The organism is Paenibacillus sp. BK033, from assembly GCF_004345425.1.
Taxonomy (GTDB): domain Bacteria; phylum Bacillota; class Bacilli; order Paenibacillales; family Paenibacillaceae; genus Pristimantibacillus.
On sequence record NZ_SLVP01000002.1, the window covers coordinates 154,733 to 179,493 of the forward strand.

Consider the following 24,761-nt stretch of genomic DNA (forward strand, 5'->3'; position numbering starts at 1 on the left):
TTATGGCTCCCCTCGTACCAATCGCAAAATATCATTGTAAGTCACCACAAGCATCAGCAGCATTATTAAGGCAAAACCGATGAAGTGGACCATGCTTTCCCGGCTTGGATTAACCGGACGCCCGCGAACCGCCTCGAGACCGAGGAAAATAAGCCTGCTGCCATCAAGCGCGGGAATCGGCAGCAAGTTGAATATGCCTAGATACAGGCTTAACAGAGCCGTCCATGACGTCAGGTCCGTGATCCCCTTGCGGGCAATCTCGCTCGTCATTTCCGCTGTACGGACCGGTCCGCCCAAATCATCGAGCTTAAAGTCTCCGATAATAATCTTCTTGAAGCCTTCGAAAATGCTGATCGTCATCGTCTTCATCAGCTTCGCCGCACCGGTAATGGTCTCCCCAACCGTTGCGCTGCGGAACTGATAAGCCGCTCTGAGGCCAACCTTGCCGACGCCTTGATCATCGGCCACCGGAGTCAGCTTAACCGGTTCAAGCGTCCCGTTGCGGATGACATTCAATTGAATCGGCTTGCCTGCGGAAGCACCGATAATATCAATCATTTTGTCATAATCGGTGCCGATCTTGACGCCGTTGACGGTATCGATCAAATCACCTTTTTGCAGTTGTGCCCGCTCGGCCGGCATTCCTTTGGTTACTTCGTCAACCAGCAAGCCTTGCGGCGTTCCAGCGAGCTGTATGTATGCCATGAACAAAACAAACGCAAGCACAAAGTTCATGAGAGGGCCTGCAAAGATGGACATGGCGCGCGCGCCAACCGATTTGCTTCCGAATTGACGGTCGATCGGAGCAATCTGCGTCTCTTTCCCTCTTGAAATGAGAAGCGCTGCAGGATGAACGGAGAAACGGTCGTTCTCCCCTTCAACGTCAAGGGAAACGAACAAATCCTTCTCCAGATCAATGCCAGTCACTTCCCCGCGAATAACGCCGCTCCGCTCATCCAGACGATCAAGATAAATCCGGGTAACCTGATTATTCTTGACCCGAACGGCTACCGTTTGGCCGACAGTAACCTCTACAATCTCCGGATCCTCGCCTGCCATGCGGACAAAGCCGCCTGCGGGCACAAGTCTCAGCGTAAAGCGCGTTTCGCCGCGTTTGATCGAAAAGAGCTTAGGCCCAAAGCCGATAGCGAATTCCCTTACCAATATCCCGGCGCGTTTCGCGAAAAAATAGTGTCCCCATTCGTGAATGGTCACAATGACAAAAAATACGAGCACGGTCATAAATATGACCCGAATCATCTCCATAGCGAGCCTCCTGTTCGTAACGGCCTGTACATAGATTATCATTATTCTCCCGTACGATACAAGAGAACCGCAGGTTAAGGCAAAAGCTAGATGACCGCTGCCTCTTTACGAGCCCACGCGTCTATTTCTGCAATAGCCTGCAAATCATTTACTGCTGTTACCGAGTGGCGCTCGAGAACGCGCTCCAGCACTCGCTCAATGCCCAAGAAATCAATCTCCCCGTTCAAGAAACGGGCTACCGCAACTTCATTGGCTGCATTGAACACCGTTGGCGCCGATTCGCCGGCACGGCCGCAGTCAAAGGCAAGTTTGAGGCAAGGGTATCTCGCAAAATCCATCTCGCGGAAATGCAGCTTCCCGATTGCCGCCAGATCCAATCGGCCAGTCGGCGTCGGACGGCGATTCGGATAAGTAAGCGCATATTGAATCGGAACCCGCATATCCGGCAAGCCCAACTGAGCAATTACGCTATTGTCGCTGAATTCCACAAACGAATGGATAATGCTCTCCGGGTGGATCAGGACCTTGATCTGATCGTAAGTCACATCAAACAGCCATCTGGCTTCGATGACCTCCAATCCTTTGTTCACCATGGTTGCGGAATCAATCGTGATCTTGGCTCCCATCGACCAGTTCGGATGGTTCAATGCTTCCGCGACCGATACGCCTTCCAGCTGTTCGCGCGTACGGTCGCGGAACGACCCGCCGGATGCCGTTAGGGTAAGCTGCTGCAAAGCCTTCGAATCTTCCCCGTTCAGGCATTGGAAAATCGCCGAGTGCTCGCTGTCGACCGGAATAATCGAGACGCCTTTTTCTCTGGCGCGCTCCATCACGATATGGCCGGCAGTCACAAGCGTTTCTTTGTTCGCCAGCGCAATGGTCTTGCCAGCTTCAATGGCGGCAAGTGTTGCAGGAAGACCGCGGCTGCCAACAAGCGCTGTCACGACAACATCGGCATCGTTATTCGCCGCGATTTCCACAAGCCCCTCCTCGCCATACAGGATCTGAGTATCCGGAGGCAATTCCGTCTTTGCCTGCTCTGCCAACTCCTTGCTGGCCAAGCAAACCGCCGAAGGCCGGAATTGTCTGGCCTGCTCGATCAGCAGTTGCAGGTTATTGCCCGCTGACAAGCCGACAACCTGGTAGCGGTCCGGATCATTGGCAATAACGTCTAGCGTCTGGGTGCCTATGGAGCCGGTGGAACCTAAAATGGTGATTTTTTTCATGGATTCCTCCTGGAACTCGTTTGATGCGTAATTTGCTCTCGAAAAACATTCGCTGCGCGAAAGTGTCATGGCTTCGATCGCTGTTGTCCATGAATTTCTTGATCTCAATCCGCCTAGCGGTTGAAATTCCTGGACAAAGGCGAGCGCTAGCGCTTCTCTTCCATAACACTTTCGCTCCGCTCACTCAAGAGCCAACCCCGACTCGGCATTCCTTCCAAGTCGGAATTGCCAAAGAAAAAAGATGGAGAGCAGAGAAAGAATCATTAACCTGGTTAAAGGTCCGTGTTAATGCTTATCCACAGGTGGATAAAACCACTTTGCTTTGCCACTTGTTTATGTAGGGATCAAATCGGTCAGTATCAACAAAGGGAACACGATAATCCAACTGTCAAAACGGTCTAGAACACCGCCATGACCCGGCAGGATGGAGCCGGAATCCTTGATGTTGCGGACACGCTTGTAGGCCGATTGGATGAGGTCGCCCAGTTGACCGGCTACAGCTACGATAAGACCGATCAATAACGAAGTCCCGATGTCGACAATATGCGGTGCGCAGACCGCGAATAGAAGCGCTGCAATGACCGCGAGGACAACACCGCCGACAGCACCTTCAATCGTCTTGTTTGGGCTAATAGACGGCCACAGCTTATGCTTGCCCATCGCCCGCCCGACGAAATACGCGCCTGCATCGGAAGCAACATTGCATGTAATAATAAGAAACGACCAGAAAATGCCGTGGTGGTCCAAATCCCGAACGGCATTCATTGAACTAAAGCCGTAACCTACATATAAAGCGCCTAACAACATAAGCGAGGCGCCGTCGATGGTTATTTTGTTTTTAGTGAATACCGTTACCGCAAGCAGCAAGAAAGCCAGCACCCATAGCACGGTAATCGACGAAGGCGAATCTACGCCCATGAGCTTCCACGGCCATACGAACATAAGCACGCCCGCATAACCCAGCAGAGACGCCGGTTCATTCCACGAGTGCCCGTTCATCTTCGTATATTCATTAAATCCAAGCAATGCCAGCAACACCAGCGCAACTGCATAAAACCATCCGCCGGCTAAGAGCAAAGCAACAAACGCCGCGCCGGCAAGCAGTCCCCAAATGATTCTCTGTTTCAAGTGATGGTCACTCTCCGTTATCGATGCTATAAACCGCCGTATCGCCGGGCACGCCGCTGATATTCCTGAATGGCTTCCTGCAAATGCGCTTCGGTAAACTCCGGCCAATAAACGTTCGTAAACCACATTTCGCTATAAGCAAGCTGCCATAGCATGAAGTTGCTCAACCTGAGTTCACCGCTCGTACGGATCAGCAAATCGGGATCAGGAATGTCTCCGCTTAACAAACGGCTGGAGAGCAGCTGCTCGTCAATCTGCTCGGTTGATAAACGTCCGTCCTGTACATCGGCAGCAATTTCTTTGATCGCTTCAAGCATTTCCCTGCGACCGCCATAATTAAGAGCAAAATTGAGTACGAGTCCAGTATTTTGAGCCGTTTTCGTGATAGCTTCCTCGACAGCGCTAAGCGTAAACGAAGGCAGGTTTTCTTTATGCCCCATCATGCGAACTTGAACGTTTTTTTCAATGAGCTCTGCCAGCTCGATTTCCAAAAATTGCTGGGGAAGCTTCATCAGGAACTCAACTTCGTCTTTGGGCCGCTTCCAGTTTTCCGTGGAAAAAGCGTACAATGTCAAATATTTGACACCAAGACGATCTGCCTCCATTACGATTCGCTTCACCGTTTTCATACCGGTATGATGGCCGGCGATTCGTGGAAGCCCACGTTTCTTTGCCCAACGTCCGTTGCCGTCCATGATAATGGCGATATGCTTCGGAACATTGTCAGCTGCCAACGGTTCAGCCGCATTCGAGGACGATTTGCCAAGTTTAGCCCAAAGTCGACTGATCATGTTTGTTCCTCCCACCCGGAATTCAAAAAACCAAACCCCACCTGACGGAGGGGCTGTAGGCGCAATTATACTTCCATAATCTCTTTCTCTTTAGCTACCAATACTTTATCAACTTCCGCGATGAAACGGTCCGTTGCTTTTTGAATGTCTTCTTGATGGCGACGGGATTCGTCTTCCGAAATCGTCGTTTTCTCAAGCTTTTTGATATCGTCGTTTGCGTCGCGGCGGATGTTGCGGATAGCAACCTTCGCTTCTTCGCCGAACTTCTTCGTCGTTTTAACAAGCTCGGTGCGGCGCTCTTCCGTAAGCGGGGGCAAAGTGATGCGGATAGCCGAACCATCGTTGGATGGCGTCAATCCAAGATCGGATTTCATAATCGCTTTCTCGATCGCTGCGATCGACGATTTGTCCCAAGGCTGAATAAACAGCGTGCGGGAATCCGGAACATTAATATTCGCTAATTGCGCAACGGGCGTAGGCGCCCCGTAATATTCAACTTGAACACGGTCGAGCAAAGCAGGCGTTGCCCGTCCTGCACGAAGTGTAGCCAGATCACGTTTCAAAGCACCGATTGCTTTCTCCATACGCTCTTCTGCATTTTTCTTAATTGCTTGCGGCATTATTTCGCACTTCCTCTCACAATAGTACCAATCTTCTCACCAAGCACGACTTTCTTAATATTCCCTTTTTCGGTAATCGCGAACACGACGAGCGGAATATTGTTATCCATGCAAAGCGACGATGCCGTTGAATCCATAACTCCAAGGTTTTTGTTCAGTACTTCCATGTAAGTCAATTCTTCGTATTTCTCAGCTGTAGCGTCTTTGAACGGATCGGCGGAATATACGCCGTCAACTTTGTTCTTAGCCATCAGAATGACTTCCGCCTCGATCTCGGCTGCGCGAAGGGCTGCAGTCGTATCTGTCGAGAAGAACGGGTTGCCTGTGCCGGCTGCGAAAATGACAACGCGGCCTTTCTCCAGGTGACGGATTGCGCGGCGTCTTATGTAAGGCTCCGCGATTTGTTGCATGGCGATCGAAGTTTGAACGCGAGTAGGCACTTCGATCTGCTCAAGCGCATCCTGCAAGGCCAGGGAGTTCATTACGGTTGCCAGCATGCCCATATAGTCTGCTGTTGCCCGGTCGATGCCTTTAGCCGTGCCAGCAATACCGCGCCAAATGTTGCCGCCGCCTACAACGATAGCGACTTCAACACCGAGTGCAACTACTTCTTTAACTTGATCAGCGATTTCGGAAATGACCGAGGCTTCAATGCCGTAGCCTTGATCCCCCGACAAGGATTCTCCGCTTACTTTTAGAACAATTCTTTTGAAAACAGGCTGTCCCATCGTCCCTACCTCCATCTTGTACCTCGCGGGCGAGGTAACATCCTATTATTTAGAAAAAAAGAGCGGGGCGAACGCCCCGCCCCGCCTGTGCGTTCGGTTTACAGTTTTGCTTGAGCCATAACTTCTTCAACGAAGTTATCCACTTTTTTCTCCAAGCCTTCGCCCAGTTCGTAACGAACGAAACGACGGATCGAGATGTTTTCACCGATAGCGCTGATTTTCTCGTTCAGAAGAGCCGAGATTGTTTTGTCCGGATCTTTAACGAAGGATTGCTCCATCAGGCAGTACTCTTCGTAGTATTTGGAGATACGGCCGTCAACCATTTTTTCAACGATTTTTTCTGGTTTGCCTTCGTTCAGAGCTTGAGCTTTCAAGATCTCGCGCTCTTTTTCGATTTCCTCAGCAGGAACTTCTTCGCGTTTTACGAATTTAGGGTTTGCTGCAGCAATGTGCATTGCGATGTCGCGCGCGAAAGTGCGGAATTGATCTGTTTTAGCTACGAAGTCCGTTTCGCAGTTGATTTCAACCAGAACGCCGATACGGCCGCCTGCATGGATATACGATTCAACTACGCCTTCCGTTGCAACACGGCCAGCTTTGTTAGCAGCCGCGGACAGACCTTTTTCACGAAGCAATTCAATTGCTTTTGTGATGTCGCCGTTTGTTTCGTCCAATGCTTTCTTGCAATCGAGCATACCTGCTCCAGTTCTTTCACGAAGTTCTTTTACTGCGCTTGCGGATACCGCCATGATTAGCCCTCCTGGAAATTCCATTTTTAGTTTTTACGTTCAAAAAAAGGGCGGTGAGAGGCTTTCACCTTCTGACCACCCTTTGTTGTAGCAATTATATCGGATTAAGCAGTTGTTTGCTCGCCTTGGTTAGCTTCCACGATAGCGTCAGCCATTTTGGACGTCAGCAATTTAACCGCGCGAATCGCGTCGTCATTGCCTGGAATTACATAGTCGATTTCGTCCGGATCGCAGTTCGTATCAACGATACCTACGATTGGGATACCGAGTTTGCGTGCTTCAGCAACAGCGATACGCTCTTTGCGAGGATCGATGATGAACAGCGCGCTAGGCAGGCCTTTCATGCCTTTGATGCCGCCGAGGAATTTTTCCAGACGGTCTTTTTCTTTGTTAAGAATGATAACTTCTTTTTTAGGCAGTACTTCGAAAGTACCGTCTTCCGACCATTTTTCGAGTTGACGCAGACGATCAATACGTTTTTGGATCGTTTGGAAGTTAGTCAGCGTACCACCCAACCAACGTTGGTTGATGTAGAAGTTGCCGCAACGTTCAGCTTCTTCTTTTACCGAGTCTTGAGCTTGTTTTTTCGTACCTACGAACAGCATAGTGCCGCCCTCAGCAGCTACAGAACGCACGAAGTTGTATGCCTCTTCGACTTTCTTAACTGTTTTTTGCAGGTCGATAATGTAAATTCCGTTTCTTTCTGTGAAGATATAACGATCCATCTTAGGGTTCCAACGACGAGTTTGGTGACCGAAGTGTACCCCAGCTTCGAGAAGCTGTTTCATGGAAATAACCGCCATATTCAACACACCTCCTGTTATGGTTTTTGAGTAATTACCTCCGCCCATCGCATCTTCCGCTAAAACTTCCGGCGACCGGAAGCACCATTAACGGAATTAATAGGCGTGTGTTTTTAACACCGTCAATTACTATAACATATCTGCCTACACGGTGCAACAGATGATTGTCGAAATTTTGCAGTTTGTCTTTAGCCCTTCATTTTTTGCTCGAATTCCGATTTCGTAAGCGGCTTGCTTGTCAGAATACGTATGATGTCCGTAACCGTCGGATTTCCTTCAAAAATGAAATAACCGGCGCGGACGGGCTTATTTTTCATGGCCTTGATAAAAGCAGCCTTGTCCGAAATCAGCTTTTGCCCGGCGAGCAGCTCCGCAGTGTCCGTCAAGTTCATGCCGCCTGTAATGCGAAGCTGCCGTTTAACGACTTCTTCGGCTGGCTTCTCTGCGGCTGCTTCCTTCTTATCGTCGTTCTTGCTGCTATCAGCAGGCGGTTCCGGCGCTTTGACCGCAGGTGACTCCTCCGGCTTCTCCGCTTCCGGATTGGCCGTTTCCATCGCATTCTGGCTTGCTTTAGCCCGCTCCTCCGCAAGCTTCTCGTCTAGCTGCGCCTGCGTATACAGCTTCGGCTCCCCATCGTTGAATCCGTCCGAAAGCTTCCGCTGGCTTTCGTCCCCTATCTGCATCAGCTGCAGCAAAATAGCGCCGGCAATGATGCCGACACCTAATCCTGCGACAAAGGAGCGGTTCTTAAACATAAGCCTTCTCCTCCTGCTTGGCTAGCTGCAAGATAAGCTGCACCTCGCCTTTATTCATATTCAGCTTTTTCGCGATGGCTTCGATAGACTTGCCTTGACGATAAAAATCAAACAGATCAGGATAACGCAGCTGTATGCCCGATACGGGCTGCTCGGGCTCCTGATCGACGATTGTCGGCTGATCTGCCGCTGGAGCGGCTTTAGCCATCCCGGAGACAGGCATGGTTTGCGCAGCCTGCAATAAATCGTTTTGACGCTGCTGCTGAAGGAAGGCAAGCTGCTGCTCCAGCAGCATGCTTTTGTTCTCGAGCTCTGTCATCCTCTGCTTGTTCGCATCCGCATGCTGTTTGCCCTCTTCTCGCAAAGCCGAAACAAGCTTAACCAATTCTTGATGGTCCAGCTCGGTATTCTCCATAAACTGCTCGAGCGCGATTTCCATATTGCGCGTATCCTTCGCTTCCCGCTCCTGCTGTTTTCTTGGCAAAAACAACGAAGCCACGGCTACAACCGCACCGAGCAGTACAATATAAGTCCAGTTTGACATCATTCACACCCTCTACAACCTTTGCTGTTCTTATAGCGTAATATCCACGTGATGCCCTTTATAGGGATGCTCGGCCTTTTCCTCCGAATTCGCGGACTCCTCCTGCCCCTGCTTCTGCTTTCGCTTGGCGAGATAAGGATTTCCGTTTTGGCGCTCACGGTCATTGCGAACGTTCGTTCCGCCCGTCTGTTCAACGCCGGTATTCCTGCTGCGCAATTGCTCGGTTTGCTTAGAGGCTAGTTCGGCCAAACGCGAAACCTCCGCATTCGCCTTATGATTCGACTGGCTTTGAATTCCGCCCGCTTCGGGGGTACGCGGGATCGACCATTGCAAATCAATGGGCTTAAACGCCATCTTCAAGCTCCTTCCTACGAGAAAGGTAATTGTACGATATCCCCGTCTGTATACCGGAAAGAAACACGTTGTACAGGATCTTTAATGAAACGCGTATAACGTCCGATCACAATCTTGATGCCGCCGTATACCGTGTGGCTAACATCGACCTTTGCTTTATCGGTATCCTCAAGCGTTTTCTCAATCTCCAGAATACGTTCTCTGATCTGGTCGATCTCGGCGGTTGTCTGGCGTCTGGTCGCGCCCAGTTTGATCCGCATGGCCATTTTTTGATCGTTTAACTGGTCCATCGCGGCTTGCTGGTCAAGAATCGTTAATGCTTTCACCGTCTTGTCCATCGCATCCATATGCTTGCGAAGCGTTAAGCGCAGTTCCTGCAGCTCGGACCGGGACTCTGGCTGCACCCCTACTTCAATTGTGGTAGCCGTTGACATCGTATTGCCGATCACGCGCGCCGACACTTGCTCAACCGCTTGTATGGAACCGCCAACAATCAATCCCTTTGAACCTTGGCAAATCACGCTGCGTCCGGCTCGAACATGCGAATGCATGATGCTCTGCGACACCAAAACATCTTCGCCGGCAATAACATTGCTGTCCTGGATGAAGGAGCTTTTTACGTTCTTTTGCGCTTTGACATAGCCTTTATTGCCGGCCATGATACCGCCGGTTATCTCAATCGAACCCTCGGATTCCAGCTCCGCTCCCTCCACGCCGCCTATTACGCGGATATCGCCGGACGCTTTAACCCGAAACCCGCTGAGGACATTGCCTCGAATGACCACCGTTCCGACAAAATCGATGTTGCCGACTCTATAATCAACGTCTCCGTTAACTTCGTATACCGGGAAAACGTTTACTTTCTCTTTGTCAGTAATCGTAATAAGACCGTCAATTAGGGCATACATGGCCGTCTGGGTCTCGTTCACAACAACGTTTTTCCCCACTTTAAACCTAGCCTGCTTGCCTTGCTTGGCAGGAATCTCGTCGCCGGTTACCATCATGCCGGGCGAACCGAAAAGGGCATCGACCCGCTCTGCGATTAATTGACCGCGCTTTACGTTTTTCAGCCGGGAAACTTCCTTGAAATCCACCTTGCCGTCTTCCAGCTCTGCAGGACGCTGGGTTTGCTCCTGCATGTCATAAGCGAAACGGATAGATCCGTCCTTACCTGGCGAAGCCGGAGTACCAACAGCGATTAATGTTTGCTCTTTGCAATACGCGAGCGTATTGGTGCAAATTTCATTTAACAGACTTGTTCGTATCCCATATACAACGCCCTTGCTGCGTACAAATCGTTCCAATTGACCGGGAGTACAGTCGAAATCCTCGGTGATCCGGTTAAAGGTCAGTAAGGCAGACAGCTTGTCAGCTGATATCTGGATACGCAAGTAAGACTCCAATAAATGGTCTTCCACCTTGCCTACTCCCTTCTAATGCTGCAGTAATTGATCTTTATGCTTCGCTAACGCTCCGCGCAGCCGTAAGATAGCTTTCGAATGTAACTGGGAAATCCTTGATGGGGATAACGACATGACTTCCGCTATCTCGCTTAACGATAATTCTTCATAATAAAAGAGCGAAATAACGGTGCGCTCCTTCTCCGTTAATTTCTCAATGCCGCTGACGAGCGAGTCCTTGAGGAAAAACTCATGCGCTTTATGATCCGGATTTTTGGCCCGTTCATCGATAAGCAGCGATAGTCTCGTTTCCGATTCCTCTTCACGGATCGGATCCTCGAGCGAGCATACCGTCGTAATCGCAATTTCATGAAGCATCGTTGTAAATTCCTTCTCGCTGACATTCAAATATTCGCTAATCTCCGCGTCGGAGACGGAACGCAAGTATTTCTGCTCCAGGCTTTGATAAGCTTCTTCAATGCGCTTTGCCTTCTCGCGCACCGAGCGCGGCACCCAGTCACCCTGGCGAAGACCGTCGATAATCGATCCGCGGATTCTCCAGGATGCATAGGTTTCAAACTGTAAGCCGCGACAATAATCGAATTTCTCGATCGCATCGATAAGCCCCATGACTCCGTTGCTGGCGAGATCATCCTTTAGAACATTTTTGGGCAATCCAATCGCCATACGGTTCGTTACATAATCGACCAAAGGCAAGAATTGCTCGATGAGACGCTTCTTGGCTTCAAGATCGCCTTCCTCTTTCCACGCTCGCCACAAATCCAAGTTCGCAGTCGCAATCATGTCACTCACCCTCCAGTCAGATGACGAATGGCCTTAGCCAATTCCTCAGGCTCTTTATTCTGCGTTGATACCAGCTTTGGCGGCGTTAACGGCTTAAACTCATTTTGTTGGTCTTGCTGTTGTGCGTCCTGAGCCTTATGGCCGTCCATCTGCGATTTAAGCAGTTGATTCAGGTCTTCGCTCTCGTCGGGAGTTTGGAGATCCAGCTGTGTGCCTTTTCCTTCTTCTCCTGCTGTCTCTGCTTGATGCATCACTGGCGGACTAAGAATTAAGGCAAGCAGAAACCGCATGACAAATGCAATCGCAGCAAAGGCGATGAAAGCATACATGCTGCGCATCAGCATGACAGACAGCGGGTTTTTACCAATCGAAAATAATAAGGTTAATACCGCGCCAAAAATCCCCAAGCCGACATTCCATCGCCAATTTCCAACCATTTCAAATCTCCTTTATTCCAAACTGCACGCTTCTTATAGTCAATACACCGCTGCTGCTGTCAATTTCAATCGTGCGGCCATAATTCCCGCCCGTATCCTGTCCCACTACGGGGATCGAATAGCTCGCGAGAATGTCCAAACAGGATTCTACGTTCCGGGGTCCGATTCGCATCGAATCCGACTGGCCGGAGAAAGCAAACATTTGCGCTCCGCCGGCCATTTTTGCCTTTAGACGCCCGATAACGGCGCCTTCTGCTTTCATCTGCCCAATAAGCTCGGGAATTGCCGTATCCGCATATTTGGCAATATTCATGGTCGACTCTCTGGCAATTTCCGAAGATGGCAGCATAACATGCGCCATACCCGCAATTCGTGCAACAGGATCGTATAACGTCAGTCCGACACAAGAGCCTAGTCCTGTTGTCCTCAGATGTGCTCCGTCCGCAGCCCATTTTAAATCTGCCATGCCGACCTTGATCACATCTAGTTGGATCATTCGGTCAGTACTCCCAAGGATTGAAATATTTTAGTGAAGGAATCCGGGTCCGGAATAAGGAAGAAATGCCCCTCCAGCTCTTCTCTGTCTTCAAGAAACGTTGTTTCGATAAGCAGGGCGGAATCCCCCATCTCGCCGTATTGCATCAGGCCGTAGGTCAGGATTGGACCTGCCATATCCCTGGCAACGGAAGGCACCGAAGGCGCCATGGACAAATGCGTAAAGTCAGCAAGGGAAGATAAATAAGATCCCGCCAAAATGTTGCCGATCTCGCAAAGGGCGGACATTTCCATCTCCGAATAGCTGTCTTTTGAATCGCAATCCAGTGACAGAAGCTGTCCCAAGAGACGCTTCGCGGCATCCTCCTGGATGATGAAAAACATATTGCCGGGCGCTTCCCCTTCTACGCGAAGATACACGGCAATGACAACCTGCTCCGAACCGCCGACGCGGTCCGCTACTTCCTCGAAAGGCAGCAGGCTGACCTTGGGGACCGCCATATCAACCGGCTTGTCCAGAAGGCGGGATAATGCGGTTGCCGCATTACCCGCCCCGATATTGCCGACTTCCTTCAGAACATCCATCTCAAACGCTTTGAATCGGTTAAAAGCGTCCACGCTTACACCTCTAACTGCTCAAGCTGAATGATCTCGCTTTTGTTCAGCACTTCGGACAGATTCAGCATAATAAGCAGCCGGTTATCTCCGAACTTCGCAATGCCTCTCAAATATTTCGCTTTAATCCCGCCTACAATCTCAGGCGGCGAATCAATGGTGTCCGCGTCGATATCCACGACGTCATTGGCGGAATCAACGATAAAGCCAACTTCCATTTCGTTTACCGCAACGACAATGATCCGGCTGTTCTCCGTTGTTGCCGACTCCTCCAAGCCAAAGCGACCGCGAAGGTCAATTACCGGAACGACGATCCCGCGCAGATTGATAACTCCTTTAATGAAGGAAGGAGTTTTCGGAACGCGGGTGATTGGGGATAAACGCTCGATAGTACGGACTTTATCCACCTCAATGCCATATTCCTCATGTGCCAGCGAAAATACGATTACTTTTAATTCTTCTCCCATCGTTAAGCCCTCCCTATTTGATAAGTGCGTTAGGATCAATAATGAGCGCCACTTGGCCGTCGCCTAGAATGGTCGCACCGGATATTGCCTCGATATTGGTCAAATATTTGCCTAGCGATTTCAATACAATCTCGCTTTGTCCAATAAACTCATCAACGGTAATCGCCGCCCATTTATCCCCTTTTCGGATAACGACGATTTCGGTCTCAGTCTCGTTCTGCTCGTTAAAGTCGGGCGAATCGAGCACCTTGCTTAAAGAAACCAGCGGAATAACCGCGTTGCGGAAATGAATCATCCGGTTGCCGTGCACGTTCAGAATCTGATCCTTCTGGATAATGCCGGTTTCCACGATAGACGTAAGCGGAATCGCGTACTTCTCTGAACCTAGCTTAATCAGCATCGCCGAAATGATAGATAGAGTCAGAGGCAATTGAACGGCAAATTTCGTTCCGCGCCCGAGCGCGGAATCTACCGTTACATTTCCGCCAAGCGAAGTGATCTTCGATCTGACAACATCAAGGCCAACGCCGCGTCCGGAAATATCGGAGATTTTATCAGCCGTGCTGAAGCCCGGAGCAAATATCAACATGTTGATATCTTCGTTAGTCAATTGCTTCGCCTGTTCCTCGGTCACTACGCCGTTCTTGATCGCCGTTTGGAGAACTTTCTCGCGGTTAATGCCTCTGCCGTCTTCCTCAACCTCGATAAAGACATGATTGCCGCTATGATAAGCCCGCAGATTAATCGTGCCTGTCTCCGGCTTGCCCGCTGCGATACGTTCTTGAGTGGTTTCTATGCCATGGTCCACCGAGTTGCGTAGCAAGTGAACGAGCGGGTCGCCAATCTCGTCAATGACTGTGCGGTCAAGCTCGGTATCCGCCCCCGTAATGACAAGATCGATCTTCTTGTCGAGCGATTTGGCCAAATCGCGAATCATGCGCGGGAAACGGTTGAAGACAGAATCTACCGGAACCATTCTCAGCTTGAGAACGATATTTTGCAGATCGGAGCTGACGCGCGTCATATGCTCAACGGTCTCCGTCAGATCGTTGCGGCGGATTTCGCTGGATAGCTGCTCCAGCCTTACACGGTCGATCAGCAGCTCGCTGAACAGGTTCATTAAGGCATCCAGACGATCGATATCAACGCGAATCGTTCTGGATACGGCTGCAGGCGCGGAGGATGCCGCAGCCTGCGTGCGCGCTGCGCCAACCTGCTTGCCCGCTTCTTCCTTCGCGGCTTCCATCTGCGGGGCGGCTTGCGCAGGCGCGGCGGCGGTAGCTTGCTCTTTAGCCGCCGCGTTATTCAGCATGGCCAGCGACTCAAGATCTAACAGCGCAACGGATACCTTCTCGATCTCCGAGATTGCCGCAATTTGAGCTTCCAGCTCTTGCTGGGATAAAGTCGATATCGTAAACACGGAAAAGGAACGGTCGAATTTCTCCTGCTCCAGATCGGTTACGGATGGCTCCGATTTGACGATGTCGCCGTTCTTGCCCAGCAGGTCAAATACCATATAAGCGCGCACGCCTTTTAAAACGCAATCCTCGCGAATGTCTACTTCGATATAGTAGACGTTATGTCCGCTATCGATAGATTGCTGAATTACGGAGGTCTGGAATTCATCCAGAATTCCGCCGGTTTGTTGCATGGATAGGGACGGAGCCGACGATGCGGCTGCAGAGGCTCCGGCTGTTTTGTAGTCCCCTTTGACAATGGACTGCAACGAAACCACAATCGCGGTTACATCCGCTTTGCCCGTTCCGCCGCCTACGATATCCTGAACCATGGACTCGAGCGCATCAAGTCCCTTGAACAAGGTATCGAAAATAAAGTCATCCATTCTCAGCTTGCTGTTCCTGACAAGATCAAGCACGTTCTCCATCTCGTGCGTCAGCGAAGCAAGATCTTCATACCCCATCGTCGCGGACATTCCTTTAAGGGTGTGGGCAGAGCGGAAAATTGACTGGACGATCGTCAGATCCTCCGGTTCGCTCTCCAGGCGAAGCAAATTTTCGTTCAAGGCTTGCAGGTGATCATTGGACTCGTCGATAAACATCGATAAGTAGGCGTTCATATCCATTTTGTCGCACCTCCTGATAGGACTTTATATCATCTATTATCCTTTCAAAACCGCATGCTGCAGCTCGGCAGCAATCTGCTGCAGAGGCAGTACCGTCTTCACGCAGCCGGTCTCTATCGCGCTGCGCGGCATTCCATAAACGACGCAGGTCTGTTCGGATTCGGCAATCGCCGATTCCGCGCCGCTGTCGACGAGAGCCTTCATCCCTTTGGCCCCGTCGCTTCCCATTCCCGTCATGATGACGGCATGACGCTTCAGCTCGTCGAATGGGGTCAATGATTCGAACAGCACATCAACCGAAGGACGATGTCCGTTACGCGGCGGCTTCTGGGTAAGCTGGACATAATAGCCGCTCTGGTCCTTCGCCAGTTCCATGTGATGTCCGCCTGGAGCGATATAGACAACGCCCGCCTTCAACCGGTCACCTTGAGCTGCCTCCACTACCTCAAGCTCGCTAAAGCTGTCCAGACGCTGAGCCAGCGATTTTGTGAACTTGGGGGGCATATGCTGGACGACCATTACGGGCGCAGCCAACTGGGCCGGAAGCGAAGAGATCACTTCGTGCAAAGCGCGCGGGCCGCCAGTTGAGGTTCCGATTGCAATTAATTGGTCGAAGCTGTCCGCGTGTCTGAACCGCTTCCGTTCTTTGTTTTCTTCCAGTGCCGCCGCGACTGGCGCGACCGGTATAATCCGGGCCGACTCGAATGGCCTGCTCCCATCGCTCATTGGCTTTACCGGATTTCTCAAGCCGCCTGTTGCTTTGGTCTTCCTCTCGATTGCCGGAGCAGAAACATCTCTTGCCTCTGCCTGCTGTTCCGGCTGCAGCAGCCCGCGCTTGCGGTTATTCCCTTCTTCCACCGGTTTCACGGGCTGACCAACCGGCGAATGCATGGGCTTGTCCCGTTTACTGGAAGCTTTCTTCTTCTCCGTGTCCATTACAGAGGCGGAATACCTTCTGGTCAGGACCGCTATTCTGAGCTTCTCCAGCAACAGCTCTCCGACCCGGACAATGTCATTCGAGAAAGCGCCCATCGGCTTGCGGATAAAGTCGAAAGCCCCAAACTGCAATGCCTTAATGGTTTCTCTCGTGTTCTCTTCGCTGATGCCGGATAACATGATGACAGGTGTAGGCTGTTCGAGCATGATCCGCTGCAAGGCATCGAGCCCGTTAAGCTCGGGCATCTCGAGATCAAGCGTTACGGCATCGGGCTTCCATTTCTTGACGGCTTCAATGGCTTCAATTCCATTACAAGCGGTTGCCACAATCGTAAATTGGGGGTCCTGAACAATTAGATCGCTGAATATTTTTCTCATGAAAGGCGAATCGTCCACGACCAGCACGCGATAAGGAGCCATCCTGTTCCCCCTCTTATGTATGAATATCTACCGGTTAAACCTAAACATCTTATGTATGAATCCTTTTACCCCAGCTGCGGCGGTTTGCTCCGGAATGGACATCTCCAAGTATCGGCGTGCAATTTCGTCAATTCCTCTCGATGCGTCGCTCCCGGGAAAAGCAACCGTAAACGGCGTTTGCCGCTTTACGGCTTTCGTAACATTCGGATCATCCAGGATGACGCCTAATGTCGGAAGTTCGGCGTGAAGGAATCTTTTTGCTACAAGATTGATTTTATCCGCAGTCTGGATGCCTTCCTTGCGGTCTGTCGCGCGGTTTATGATCAGCTTAAAGGCGGCGTTGATCCCCATCGACTTGACCATCTTTACCAAGGCGTACGCATCGGTAATCGCTGTTGGCTCCGGCGTGGTCACAACAAAGGTTTCTTCCGCCGCTGAGATAAACTTGACGGTCTCCTTCGAAAGGCCGGCTCCCGTATCAAAGAGAATAAAATCATATTCCCCCTGAAGCTTGCCGATCTGTTCCGAGAACCAGTCCAGCTGCTCCGCGGTTAAGTCGAGAAGATCTTGAAACCCTGAACCGCCGGCGATAAAATGGACGCCTGACGGTCCAATCTGGATAATATCCCAGATGGTTTTATCCTGCTTGAACAAATGATAGAGGTGATAGGAAGAGCTTACTCCCATCAAAACATCGATATTGGCCATCCCGATATCCGCGTCAAATACGAGAACCTTTTTTCCCAGGCGTTGCAGCGCTATGGCAAAGTTCAGGCTGAAATTGGATTTTCCAACGCCGCCCTTCCCGCTTGTAATCGTCACGATGCGGGTAGGACGGGCAGTCTCCTGGCCCATCCTCATCTTCACCATGTTGCGAAGCGCCTCCGCTTGATCATTCATCGGCAGGAGCCCCCAGCAGCGCATCCATATATCGCTCCGCGTTGAATGGGGCAATATCGTCCGGAACGGTCTGGCCGCTGGCAACATACACAGGCTGCAATTCATTCTTCAAGGCCAGGTTTAGAATCGAACCGTACACCGAGGTCTCATCCAGCTTCGTGAATAGCACCTTACGGACTCCGTATTTCACGAAATTGTCCGCCACCGCCATCATGTCTTTCGTTTTGCCGGTCAAGCTCAGCACCAACACGGTCTCGCTTTGATGGCTGGATTGCAGAAGACTGTTTACTTCGGATACATGAAGTTCATTGCGGAAATTGCGGCCAGCCGTATCCATATAAATCAGTTCGCGGTCTTCCAGCTGCTTGAAAGCTTTCGGCAGATCCATCGGCGAGAACACAACTTCCATTGGCACGTTCAAAATATTGGCATACGTTCGTAACTGGTCAACCGCCGCAATACGGTAAGTATCCGAAGTAATCAAACCGATCTGTCGTCCGAACTTGATCGATTGCCCCGCTGCCAGCTTTGCGATTGTTGTCGTCTTGCCTACCCCCGTCGGGCCAACGAAATGAACGATTCTTGCCGATTCGCTTATGGATTGACGACTGTAAGGGACCAGCCACTCCAACAGCAGCTCCCGGGCAATCTGCCAGGTTTCCTCCAATTCCGGCATTTCCTTGCGGTCGGCAAGTCTCTCGTTTACCGCGTCGATTAACCGGTCAATCAGTTCCGGCTCCACTTCCTGTTGGATCAAACGATCATACAAGGATTGAATAGCGAGCGGCCGGTTATTGTCCGGATTATGCATCGACAGCTGCTTCAGAGATTGCTTGATAAACCGGATCTCTTCCAACAGATCATCGTTAATCCGGTTAATCGTCTGTGACGGAGGCGAAGCCGGCGTGACGGGCGGAGGCGGCTGAACGGCAGGGGCGGGCGCGGGGGCCGGAGGTTCAAGTACCGCCGTTGCCGCAGCTGCTTGTCTTTTCGACTCTTGAAGCGCTTGAACAACCCGCTGTACCTCTGCTGCCGCTTTTTTCGGTGCGGTTGCGGCAGGCGGCGCTGCGGCTCCCGACTCAATTGCCGCTATAACTTCCATCTTTTTCTTCCGGAACATCCCCATAAACCCGCCGATCCGGACTTCCTTCGTATTCAGGATGACCGCATCCTTGCCAAGCTCGCTCCGGATCATCGGCAGAGCCTCCGGCAAGGCGTTCACCACATAACGTTTTACTCTCATAAATTCACCACCCCTACGCTTTGAACTTCAATGTTAGGCTCAAGCTCGCTGTACGACAGTACCGGTACATCCTGCATGGTGCGTTCGACGATCTGTCTTAGATACATGCGGATGGTAGGCGATGTGAGTACAACGGGATGCTGGCCGGATTGAATTTGGCGCGACACTTGCTCATTGAGCTTCTGATAGATTTGCTGCGTTGCCACAGGGTCCAGCGCAATATAACTTCCCTGTTCGGTCTGCTGAACCGACTCGGCAATTTTCTTCTCGAGTGCCGGACCTACGGTAATTACCCTGAGCATATTGCCCGTCGAGGTAAACTGCTGCGTAATTTGTCTCGACAGAGCCTGCCGGGCATACTCCGTAAGAATGTCCGGGTCCTTCGTATAATGGGCTTGATCCGCCAGCGATTCGAAGATCGTAACCAGGTCCCGAATCGAAACTTTTTCTCGAAGAAGCTTAGCCAGCACCTTTTGCAAATCGCCAATCGATAGAATGGAAGGAATAAGCTCTTCGATAAGCGCCGGGTAAGACTCTTTCACATTTTCTACGAGAGCCTTGGTCTCTTGACGGCCGATCAGTTCATGAGCGTGGCGCTTGATTATCTCGGTCAAATGGGTCGCCACGACGGATGGCGGATCCACGACGGTATATCCGGAGATTTCCGCTCTCTCCTTCATCGCTTCATCAATCCAGAGCGCCGGAAGTCCAAACGCCGGCTCCGTTGTTTCGATGCCGATAACGGACTCGTCTTCAAAGCCCGGGCTCATCGCTAGATAATGGTTAAGCAGCAATTCTCCGCGCGCAACGATGTTCCCCTTAATTTTAATGACATACTCATTAGGCTTCAGCTGAATGTTATCACGTATACGGATGACCGGTACCACAAGCCCAAGCTCCAGGGCGCATTGCCTTCGGATCATAATAATCCGGTCCAGCAGGTCTCCTCCCTGCTGCGTATCCGCAAGCGGAATAAGGCCATAGCCAAATTCGAACTCGATCGGATCCACCTGCAGCAGGCTGATGACACTTTCGGGACTGCGCACCTCTTCGATTTGCTGCTCCTCCTCCAGAAGCTCTTCCTGCTGCATTTGCTTGGCAATGGATTGCTGCATTCTCCAGGCTCCAAACAGAAGCAAGGCGGCAAAAGGAACCGTGCGCAAAATTCCGATTGGCGTAAATACGCCGAGCAAAGTGATTGTTCCCGCCACGATATAAAGCAGCTTCGGATATTTAAGAAGTTGCGTTGTAACGTCCTGCGCGAAGTTTCCGTCCGATGCGGCACGGGTTACGATCAAGCCCGCTGCCGTGGAGATAAGCAAGGCCGGAATCTGGCTGACCAAGCCGTCACCAATCGTAAGAATCGAGTACGTTTGCAGGGCGTCGGTAAAGCTGTCCCCATGAATGGCCATTCCGATAATGAATCCGCCGATGAGGTTAATAAGCAAGATAATGATAGAAGCGATCGCATCGCCTTTGACGAATTTGCTGGCACCGTCCATGGAGCCGTAAAAATCCGCTTCTCTTTCGATTTTCGAGCGGCGCTCACGCGCCTGCTGTTCATTAATCAGTCCCGCGTTCAGGTCGGCATCAATACTCATTTGCTTGCCGGGCATCGCGTCGAGCGTAAATCTGGCTGCAACCTCCGCTACCCTCTCCGAACCTTTCGTAATAACGATGAACTGGACAACGACAAGGATGAGGAAAACGACGAAGCCGATTGCGATTTCCCCGCCGCCTACCCAGGATCCAAACGTCTGCACAACCTCGCCCGCATGGCCGTGCGACAAGATATTACGCGTTGTCGAGACGTTCAGCGCAAGCCGGAATAAGGTTGTGACTAGCAGGATTGCCGGGAAGATAGAGAAATCGAGAGCTTCCTTCGTATTCATCGCAATCAGCAGAATCATGAGCGCGATCGAAATGTTCAGGATGAGCAAAATATCTAGCAGCAGTGTTGGTATAGGGATGACCATCATGAGTACGATGCCGATAATCCCAGCTAAGATAGCAATATCTTTCACTTTCATGATGTTGTCTCCTCCCTCTCAATTATGATGATCGAACCCGGCCTTTCATTTTATAGACGGCCGCCAATACTTCCGCCACAGCTTGGAACAAATCGGCGGGAATCGAATCGCCGATATCGGCCCGTTCGTATAACGCTCTGGCCAGAGGCTTATTTTCCATCATGACGACGCCGTGTTCCTTGGCGACTTCACGAATGCGCAGCGCCAAGTGATCCATCCCTTTCGCAATGATGACCGGGGCTTCCATTTTGGATGCATCGTACTGCAGGGCAATAGCAAAGTGGGTTGGGTTCGTAATAACCACGTCGGCTTTCGGCACCTCCTGCATCATCCGCTGCATCGCCATGCGGCGCTGCCTTTCACGGATTTTGCCTTTGATAAGTGGATCGCCCTCCGACTTCTTGTATTCATCTTTGATGTCCTGCTTGGACATTCGGAGACTCTTGGCATGCTCGTAACGCTGATACATATAGTCGGCGAAAGCCAATATAACCAGCACGGCTCCGGTCTCCAGCCCCAGCTTCACCGTCAATCCGGCAGTAAAGGCGAAGATTTGCTGGACCGATAAACTCGATAGAATCAGTATCTTGTCCCAATCGCTCCAAATCGCCCGATAGACCAGAATGCCGATAATTAGGAGCTTTAGAATGCTCTTTAGAAACTCGACGACCGTTCGCATGGAGAATATCTGTTTAAAACCGTTAATCGGATTCAGCTTGGTGAATTTCGGCTTAAGCGATTCGCCGGTAAGGAGAAATCCGAACTGCATAACGTTTCCCAATATCGCTACGATTACAACGATAGCGAAAATCGGTGCCAGGAACATCAGCATATCGACCGCAAGCTTGTCAAACAGAGGCATAATATTGGCCGTAGTAACTTCCATCGTAAGCCAGTTATCAAACAGCTCCTGGAACACGCTCATAATCCTCGTCTTATAGTAGCTGCCCAATGCCGCAAAGGTTGCAAAGGTAAAGAGCAAAATCATGGAGCTTGGCAAATCGTTGGATTTGGCGATCTGCCCTTTCTTGCGGGCTTCCTGCGTTTTCTTGGGCGTTGCTTTTTCCGTTTTTTCTTGACTGAACAGCTGCAAGTCTAGCTCTAGGTAGTAAGATCTCAACGTTGCAGCCTCCTTATTTGCTATCGGTTTGTTGCACAATGCCAAACAATTGTTCCAGGTTGTCAAACATGATGGAGAACAGTCTTTCGAATATAGCGGATATACCGGGAAGCACCAGAATCAATAAACCAAGACCAAGGAGAAGCTTAAGCGGAATCCCGATTACAAACACGTTGTATTGAGGAGCTGTCTTCGCCAGGAAGCCAAGGCCTACATCCGTCAGGAACATCGCAATGACAAGCGGGGCTGCTACCTGCATGGCCAGCAGGAATGCGTTCCCTACCGCCCGCGACAGGAAATCGGTTATGCTTCCGTCGTATAGCCTGCTAAACAATTCATTGGACAGAGGCATCCATTTGTAGCTGTCCATCAATCCGGTCAACAGATAATGATGCCCGTTGACGGCCAGAAACACCATGATTAGAAGCATGTACTTGAAGTTGCCCAGCAGCGGGGCCGAGACTCCCGTCATAGGATCGATAACGTTTGACATGGCGAATCCGATCTGCATATCCATTAGTGCGCCGGCTGTTTGCACAACCGTCATAAAGAGATAAACGATGTACCCCATTAAAAGTCCAATCAGGACCTCCCGGAAAATGTACAGGACATACTCTGCATCCATCGGTACCGTCTTCTCTTTCAACCCATAGGTCATAAAGACGATAAGGGAGAGAAAAAAGCCAAGTCCAATCTTGAAGGTACTTGGTACTCCACGCATGTTAAACAGAGGTGCCACGACGAAAAACGATGTCATTCGACAAAAAATAAGCAAAAAAATAGGAAAGTACTCCACGATCTGATCCATGATTTCCGTTCACAACCTATCCGATGTATTTATACAAGTTGTTCAGCAGATTGTAAGTGAAATCGACGATTACATTCAGAATCCAAGGTCCGAATATAATCAGGGATACAAAGACCGCTACGATTTTTGGCACAAAAGCTAACGTCTGCTCTTGAATTTGGGTAGTCGCTTGAAAAATACTGACGATTAATCCGACGACTAGAGCGAGAACGAGCATCGGCGCGCTGGCTTTCAATACGGTACTGATGGCTTGTCCGGCCAATCCGATGATGAAATCAGCACTCATTGAACGTTCCTCCCTGTCCTGTTACGTGTTGAAGCTTAACAGCAATGATTTGACGATCAAGTACCACCCGTCCACCAGTACGAATAACAATAGCTTAAACGGCAGGGATATCATGACCGGCGGCAGCATCATCATCCCCATCGCCATTAGCGTGCTCGAGACGATCATATCGATGACCAGGAACGGAATAAATATCATAAAGCCCATTTGGAATGCGGTCTTCAGTTCGCTTATCGCGTAGGCAGGCACCAGAACGGTAATCGGGATATCCTGGTATTTCTCCGGCTTCTCCGTCTTCGTATAGTTGAGGAACAGAAGCAAATCCTTCTCCCTCGTATGCGAGATCATAAACTTTTTCATCGGATCCGCTGCTTTCTCCAGCGCAACGGTCTGCGTGATTTCACCCTTGAGATAAGGCTGCAAAGCCACCTCGTTTACCTGGGAAAAGGTTGGAGCCATAATGAAAAAAGTCAGAAACATCGCAAGCCCGATCAGAACCTGGTTAGGCGGCATTTGCTGCGTGCCAAGCGATGTCCGTACGAATCCTAGCACGATTACAATTCGGGTAAAGCTTGTCATGAGTACCAGAATCGCCGGAGCGATGCTCAATACCGTTATTAGAAGCAGGAGCGACAAAGCGCTTGTTCCCGGCTCTTCGCTTCCGTCACCGATGCTGATATCGACATTTGGCAGCGGATCAGCCGCAAACGCATGCGATTGCAGCAACATAACCCCCAGCGCTGCGGTGACGATCGAAATCCACCATTTATTTTTCATTGTCATCCCCATCATGTTTGGATTCCTTCAGAAGCGACTCCAGCTGCTGCTTGCGATCAGCCTGTTTGCTGAGGTTGTGATTCAGCAAGCTTTCGAAGGAGGATTCCGGCATGTTCCATTGCACTTCCGTCAGGTCCTCTCCCGCTTGCGACTCTTCTTTACGGAACCTCTTCAGAAAATCAGAGATTGTGTTTGCCGACCATCCGGCTGTATTGGATTGTCTGCCCAGTGAAGCAAGAATAGCCTGCACCTGCTTCTCATCGTCAATCTTGTCGAGGAGCGTCACGTTTTCTCCGACACCCACCACATACAACCGGCCTGACAGCTCGACAACCTGAAGCGAATTGTTCTGTCCCAGCGCAACCCCTCCGAGAGAGCGAACCGCACGGTTGGTTCCCCACATGCGATTACGCTGAGACAAAAATTTAATAAGCAGTACGATTAAGCCGATAACTATAAAGAGAGAGACAATGACCCAGATCACGCTGCCCGTATAGCTGCCGGCCATTGGACTCTCGTCATTCCCGCTGCCCGCTGCCGCGGCGAAGGCGGGCTGTACAGCAACGCCAACCGCAGTCAAGGAAATTAATCTCGTAGCATATGTAAGCATAGCTTAGCCAAGCGTTTTCTTAATCGCTTCGATTACACGATCAGCTTGGAATGGTTTAACGATAAAGTCTTTTGCGCCAGCTTGGATTGCGTCGATAACCATCGCTTGCTGGCCCATCGCGGAACACATAATAACCTTTGCGTTGGCGTCTAGTTTCTTGATTTCTTTCAGCGCGGAAATGCCATCCATCTCCGGCATCGTAATGTCCATCGTAATCAGGTCAGGCTTAAGCTCCTTGTACTTCTCTACCGCCTGTGCGCCGTCTTGCGCTTCCCCGACGACCTCGTAGCCGTTTTTAGTCAGAATGTCTCGGATCATCATGCGCATGAATGCTGCGTCGTCTACGATTAGAATGCGGTTTGCCAT

28 protein-coding genes are annotated in these 24,761 nt (G+C 50.7%); all 28 read right to left on the minus strand.

Features of this window, described 5'->3' with window-relative positions:
- Entirely contained in the window at positions 1–1,266 is a 1,266-nt protein-coding gene (gene rseP, locus EV294_RS07870) for an RIP metalloprotease RseP (protein ID WP_132305588.1), read from the minus strand.
- Between the two features lie 86 nt (positions 1,267–1,352).
- Positions 1,353–2,492 carry a 1-deoxy-D-xylulose-5-phosphate reductoisomerase gene (locus tag EV294_RS07875; RefSeq protein ID WP_132305590.1) on the minus strand — a complete coding sequence of 380 codons (1,140 nt, stop codon included), beginning with the start codon at positions 2,490–2,492 and terminating at the stop codon, positions 1,353–1,355.
- A 333-nt stretch (positions 2,493–2,825) separates the two neighbouring features.
- Positions 2,826–3,620, minus strand: a complete 795-nt coding sequence (locus EV294_RS07880) for a phosphatidate cytidylyltransferase (protein WP_132305592.1) — start codon at positions 3,618–3,620, stop codon at positions 2,826–2,828.
- A gap of 26 nt (positions 3,621–3,646) precedes the next feature.
- Positions 3,647–4,411 (minus strand): isoprenyl transferase, encoded by a 765-nt coding sequence (locus EV294_RS07885; protein WP_132305594.1) that lies wholly within the window; start codon positions 4,409–4,411, stop codon positions 3,647–3,649.
- Between the two features lie 65 nt (positions 4,412–4,476).
- Positions 4,477–5,031 carry a ribosome recycling factor gene (frr, locus tag EV294_RS07890; RefSeq protein ID WP_127495801.1) on the minus strand — a complete coding sequence of 185 codons (555 nt, stop codon included), beginning with the start codon at positions 5,029–5,031 and terminating at the stop codon, positions 4,477–4,479.
- A complete protein-coding gene (pyrH, locus tag EV294_RS07895) occupies positions 5,031–5,759 on the minus strand; it encodes a UMP kinase (protein WP_015844996.1) in 729 nt (242 codons plus the stop codon). Before pyrH ends, frr begins: the two co-directional genes overlap by 1 nt.
- Positions 5,760–5,857: 98 nt before the next feature.
- A complete protein-coding gene (tsf, locus tag EV294_RS07900; protein ID WP_015844997.1) occupies positions 5,858–6,508 on the minus strand; it encodes a translation elongation factor Ts in 651 nt (216 codons plus the stop codon).
- A gap of 104 nt (positions 6,509–6,612) precedes the next feature.
- The gene (rpsB, locus tag EV294_RS07905) at positions 6,613–7,311 is read right to left on the minus strand and encodes a 30S ribosomal protein S2 (RefSeq protein WP_015844998.1); all 699 of its coding nucleotides are present in this window, start codon (positions 7,309–7,311) and stop codon (positions 6,613–6,615) included.
- A 188-nt stretch (positions 7,312–7,499) separates the two neighbouring features.
- A complete protein-coding gene (locus EV294_RS07910) occupies positions 7,500–8,066 on the minus strand; it encodes a hypothetical protein (RefSeq protein WP_132305596.1) in 567 nt (188 codons plus the stop codon).
- On the minus strand, positions 8,059–8,613 hold the full coding sequence (locus tag EV294_RS07915) for a DUF6115 domain-containing protein (protein WP_132305598.1): 555 nt from the start codon (positions 8,611–8,613) through the stop codon (positions 8,059–8,061). Before EV294_RS07915 ends, EV294_RS07910 begins: the two co-directional genes overlap by 8 nt.
- Positions 8,614–8,640: 27 nt before the next feature.
- Positions 8,641–8,964, minus strand: coding sequence for a hypothetical protein (locus EV294_RS07920; protein ID WP_132305600.1), 324 nt, complete (start codon positions 8,962–8,964; stop codon positions 8,641–8,643).
- Positions 8,965–8,978: 14 nt separating this feature from the next.
- Positions 8,979–10,382: a DUF342 domain-containing protein gene (locus EV294_RS07925; RefSeq protein ID WP_132305602.1), complete on the minus strand. Its 1,404-nt coding sequence runs from the start codon at positions 10,380–10,382 to the stop codon at positions 8,979–8,981.
- Positions 10,383–10,397: 15 nt separating this feature from the next.
- Positions 10,398–11,168, minus strand: a complete 771-nt coding sequence (locus EV294_RS07930) for a FliA/WhiG family RNA polymerase sigma factor (protein WP_132305604.1) — start codon at positions 11,166–11,168, stop codon at positions 10,398–10,400.
- Between the two features lie 5 nt (positions 11,169–11,173).
- A complete protein-coding gene (locus tag EV294_RS07935) occupies positions 11,174–11,605 on the minus strand; it encodes a hypothetical protein (protein ID WP_132305606.1) in 432 nt (143 codons plus the stop codon).
- A 1-nt stretch (position 11,606) separates the two neighbouring features.
- On the minus strand, positions 11,607–12,101 hold the full coding sequence (locus EV294_RS07940) for a chemotaxis protein CheD (protein WP_132305608.1): 495 nt from the start codon (positions 12,099–12,101) through the stop codon (positions 11,607–11,609).
- The gene (locus EV294_RS07945; RefSeq protein ID WP_132307140.1) at positions 12,098–12,685 is read right to left on the minus strand and encodes a chemotaxis protein CheC; all 588 of its coding nucleotides are present in this window, start codon (positions 12,683–12,685) and stop codon (positions 12,098–12,100) included. The genes EV294_RS07940 and EV294_RS07945 overlap by 4 nt, the downstream gene beginning before the upstream one ends.
- A 35-nt stretch (positions 12,686–12,720) precedes the next feature.
- The gene (locus EV294_RS07950; RefSeq protein ID WP_127495811.1) at positions 12,721–13,182 is read right to left on the minus strand and encodes a chemotaxis protein CheW; all 462 of its coding nucleotides are present in this window, start codon (positions 13,180–13,182) and stop codon (positions 12,721–12,723) included.
- 13 nt (positions 13,183–13,195) lie between these two features.
- Positions 13,196–15,265 carry a chemotaxis protein CheA gene (locus tag EV294_RS07955; RefSeq protein WP_132305610.1) on the minus strand — a complete coding sequence of 690 codons (2,070 nt, stop codon included), beginning with the start codon at positions 15,263–15,265 and terminating at the stop codon, positions 13,196–13,198.
- 36 nt (positions 15,266–15,301) lie between these two features.
- Positions 15,302–16,621, minus strand: coding sequence for a protein-glutamate methylesterase/protein-glutamine glutaminase (locus EV294_RS07960; RefSeq protein WP_132305612.1), 1,320 nt, complete (start codon positions 16,619–16,621; stop codon positions 15,302–15,304).
- Positions 16,622–16,648: 27 nt separating this feature from the next.
- Positions 16,649–17,521, minus strand: coding sequence for a MinD/ParA family protein (locus EV294_RS07965; RefSeq protein ID WP_132305614.1), 873 nt, complete (start codon positions 17,519–17,521; stop codon positions 16,649–16,651).
- Positions 17,514–18,764: a flagellar biosynthesis GTPase FlhF gene (gene flhF, locus EV294_RS07970; protein WP_132305616.1), complete on the minus strand. Its 1,251-nt coding sequence runs from the start codon at positions 18,762–18,764 to the stop codon at positions 17,514–17,516. The genes EV294_RS07965 and flhF overlap by 8 nt, the downstream gene beginning before the upstream one ends.
- Complete coding sequence (gene flhA / locus EV294_RS07975) at positions 18,761–20,794, minus strand: flagellar biosynthesis protein FlhA (protein WP_132305618.1); 2,034 nt, start codon at positions 20,792–20,794, stop codon at positions 18,761–18,763. Before flhA ends, flhF begins: the two co-directional genes overlap by 4 nt.
- A gap of 22 nt (positions 20,795–20,816) precedes the next feature.
- Positions 20,817–21,914: a flagellar biosynthesis protein FlhB gene (gene flhB / locus EV294_RS07980; RefSeq protein WP_132305620.1), complete on the minus strand. Its 1,098-nt coding sequence runs from the start codon at positions 21,912–21,914 to the stop codon at positions 20,817–20,819.
- 13 nt (positions 21,915–21,927) lie between these two features.
- Positions 21,928–22,722, minus strand: coding sequence for a flagellar biosynthetic protein FliR (gene fliR / locus EV294_RS07985; protein ID WP_132305622.1), 795 nt, complete (start codon positions 22,720–22,722; stop codon positions 21,928–21,930).
- 16 nt (positions 22,723–22,738) lie between these two features.
- Entirely contained in the window at positions 22,739–23,008 is a 270-nt protein-coding gene (gene fliQ / locus EV294_RS07990; RefSeq protein ID WP_127495819.1) for a flagellar biosynthesis protein FliQ, read from the minus strand.
- Positions 23,009–23,029: 21 nt separating this feature from the next.
- A complete protein-coding gene (gene fliP / locus EV294_RS07995) occupies positions 23,030–23,737 on the minus strand; it encodes a flagellar type III secretion system pore protein FliP (protein ID WP_373312715.1) in 708 nt (235 codons plus the stop codon).
- 37 nt (positions 23,738–23,774) lie between these two features.
- Entirely contained in the window at positions 23,775–24,365 is a 591-nt protein-coding gene (locus tag EV294_RS08000; protein WP_165930612.1) for a flagellar biosynthetic protein FliO, read from the minus strand.
- A gap of 33 nt (positions 24,366–24,398) precedes the next feature.
- Complete coding sequence (locus EV294_RS08005; protein ID WP_132305626.1) at positions 24,399–24,761, minus strand: response regulator; 363 nt, start codon at positions 24,759–24,761, stop codon at positions 24,399–24,401.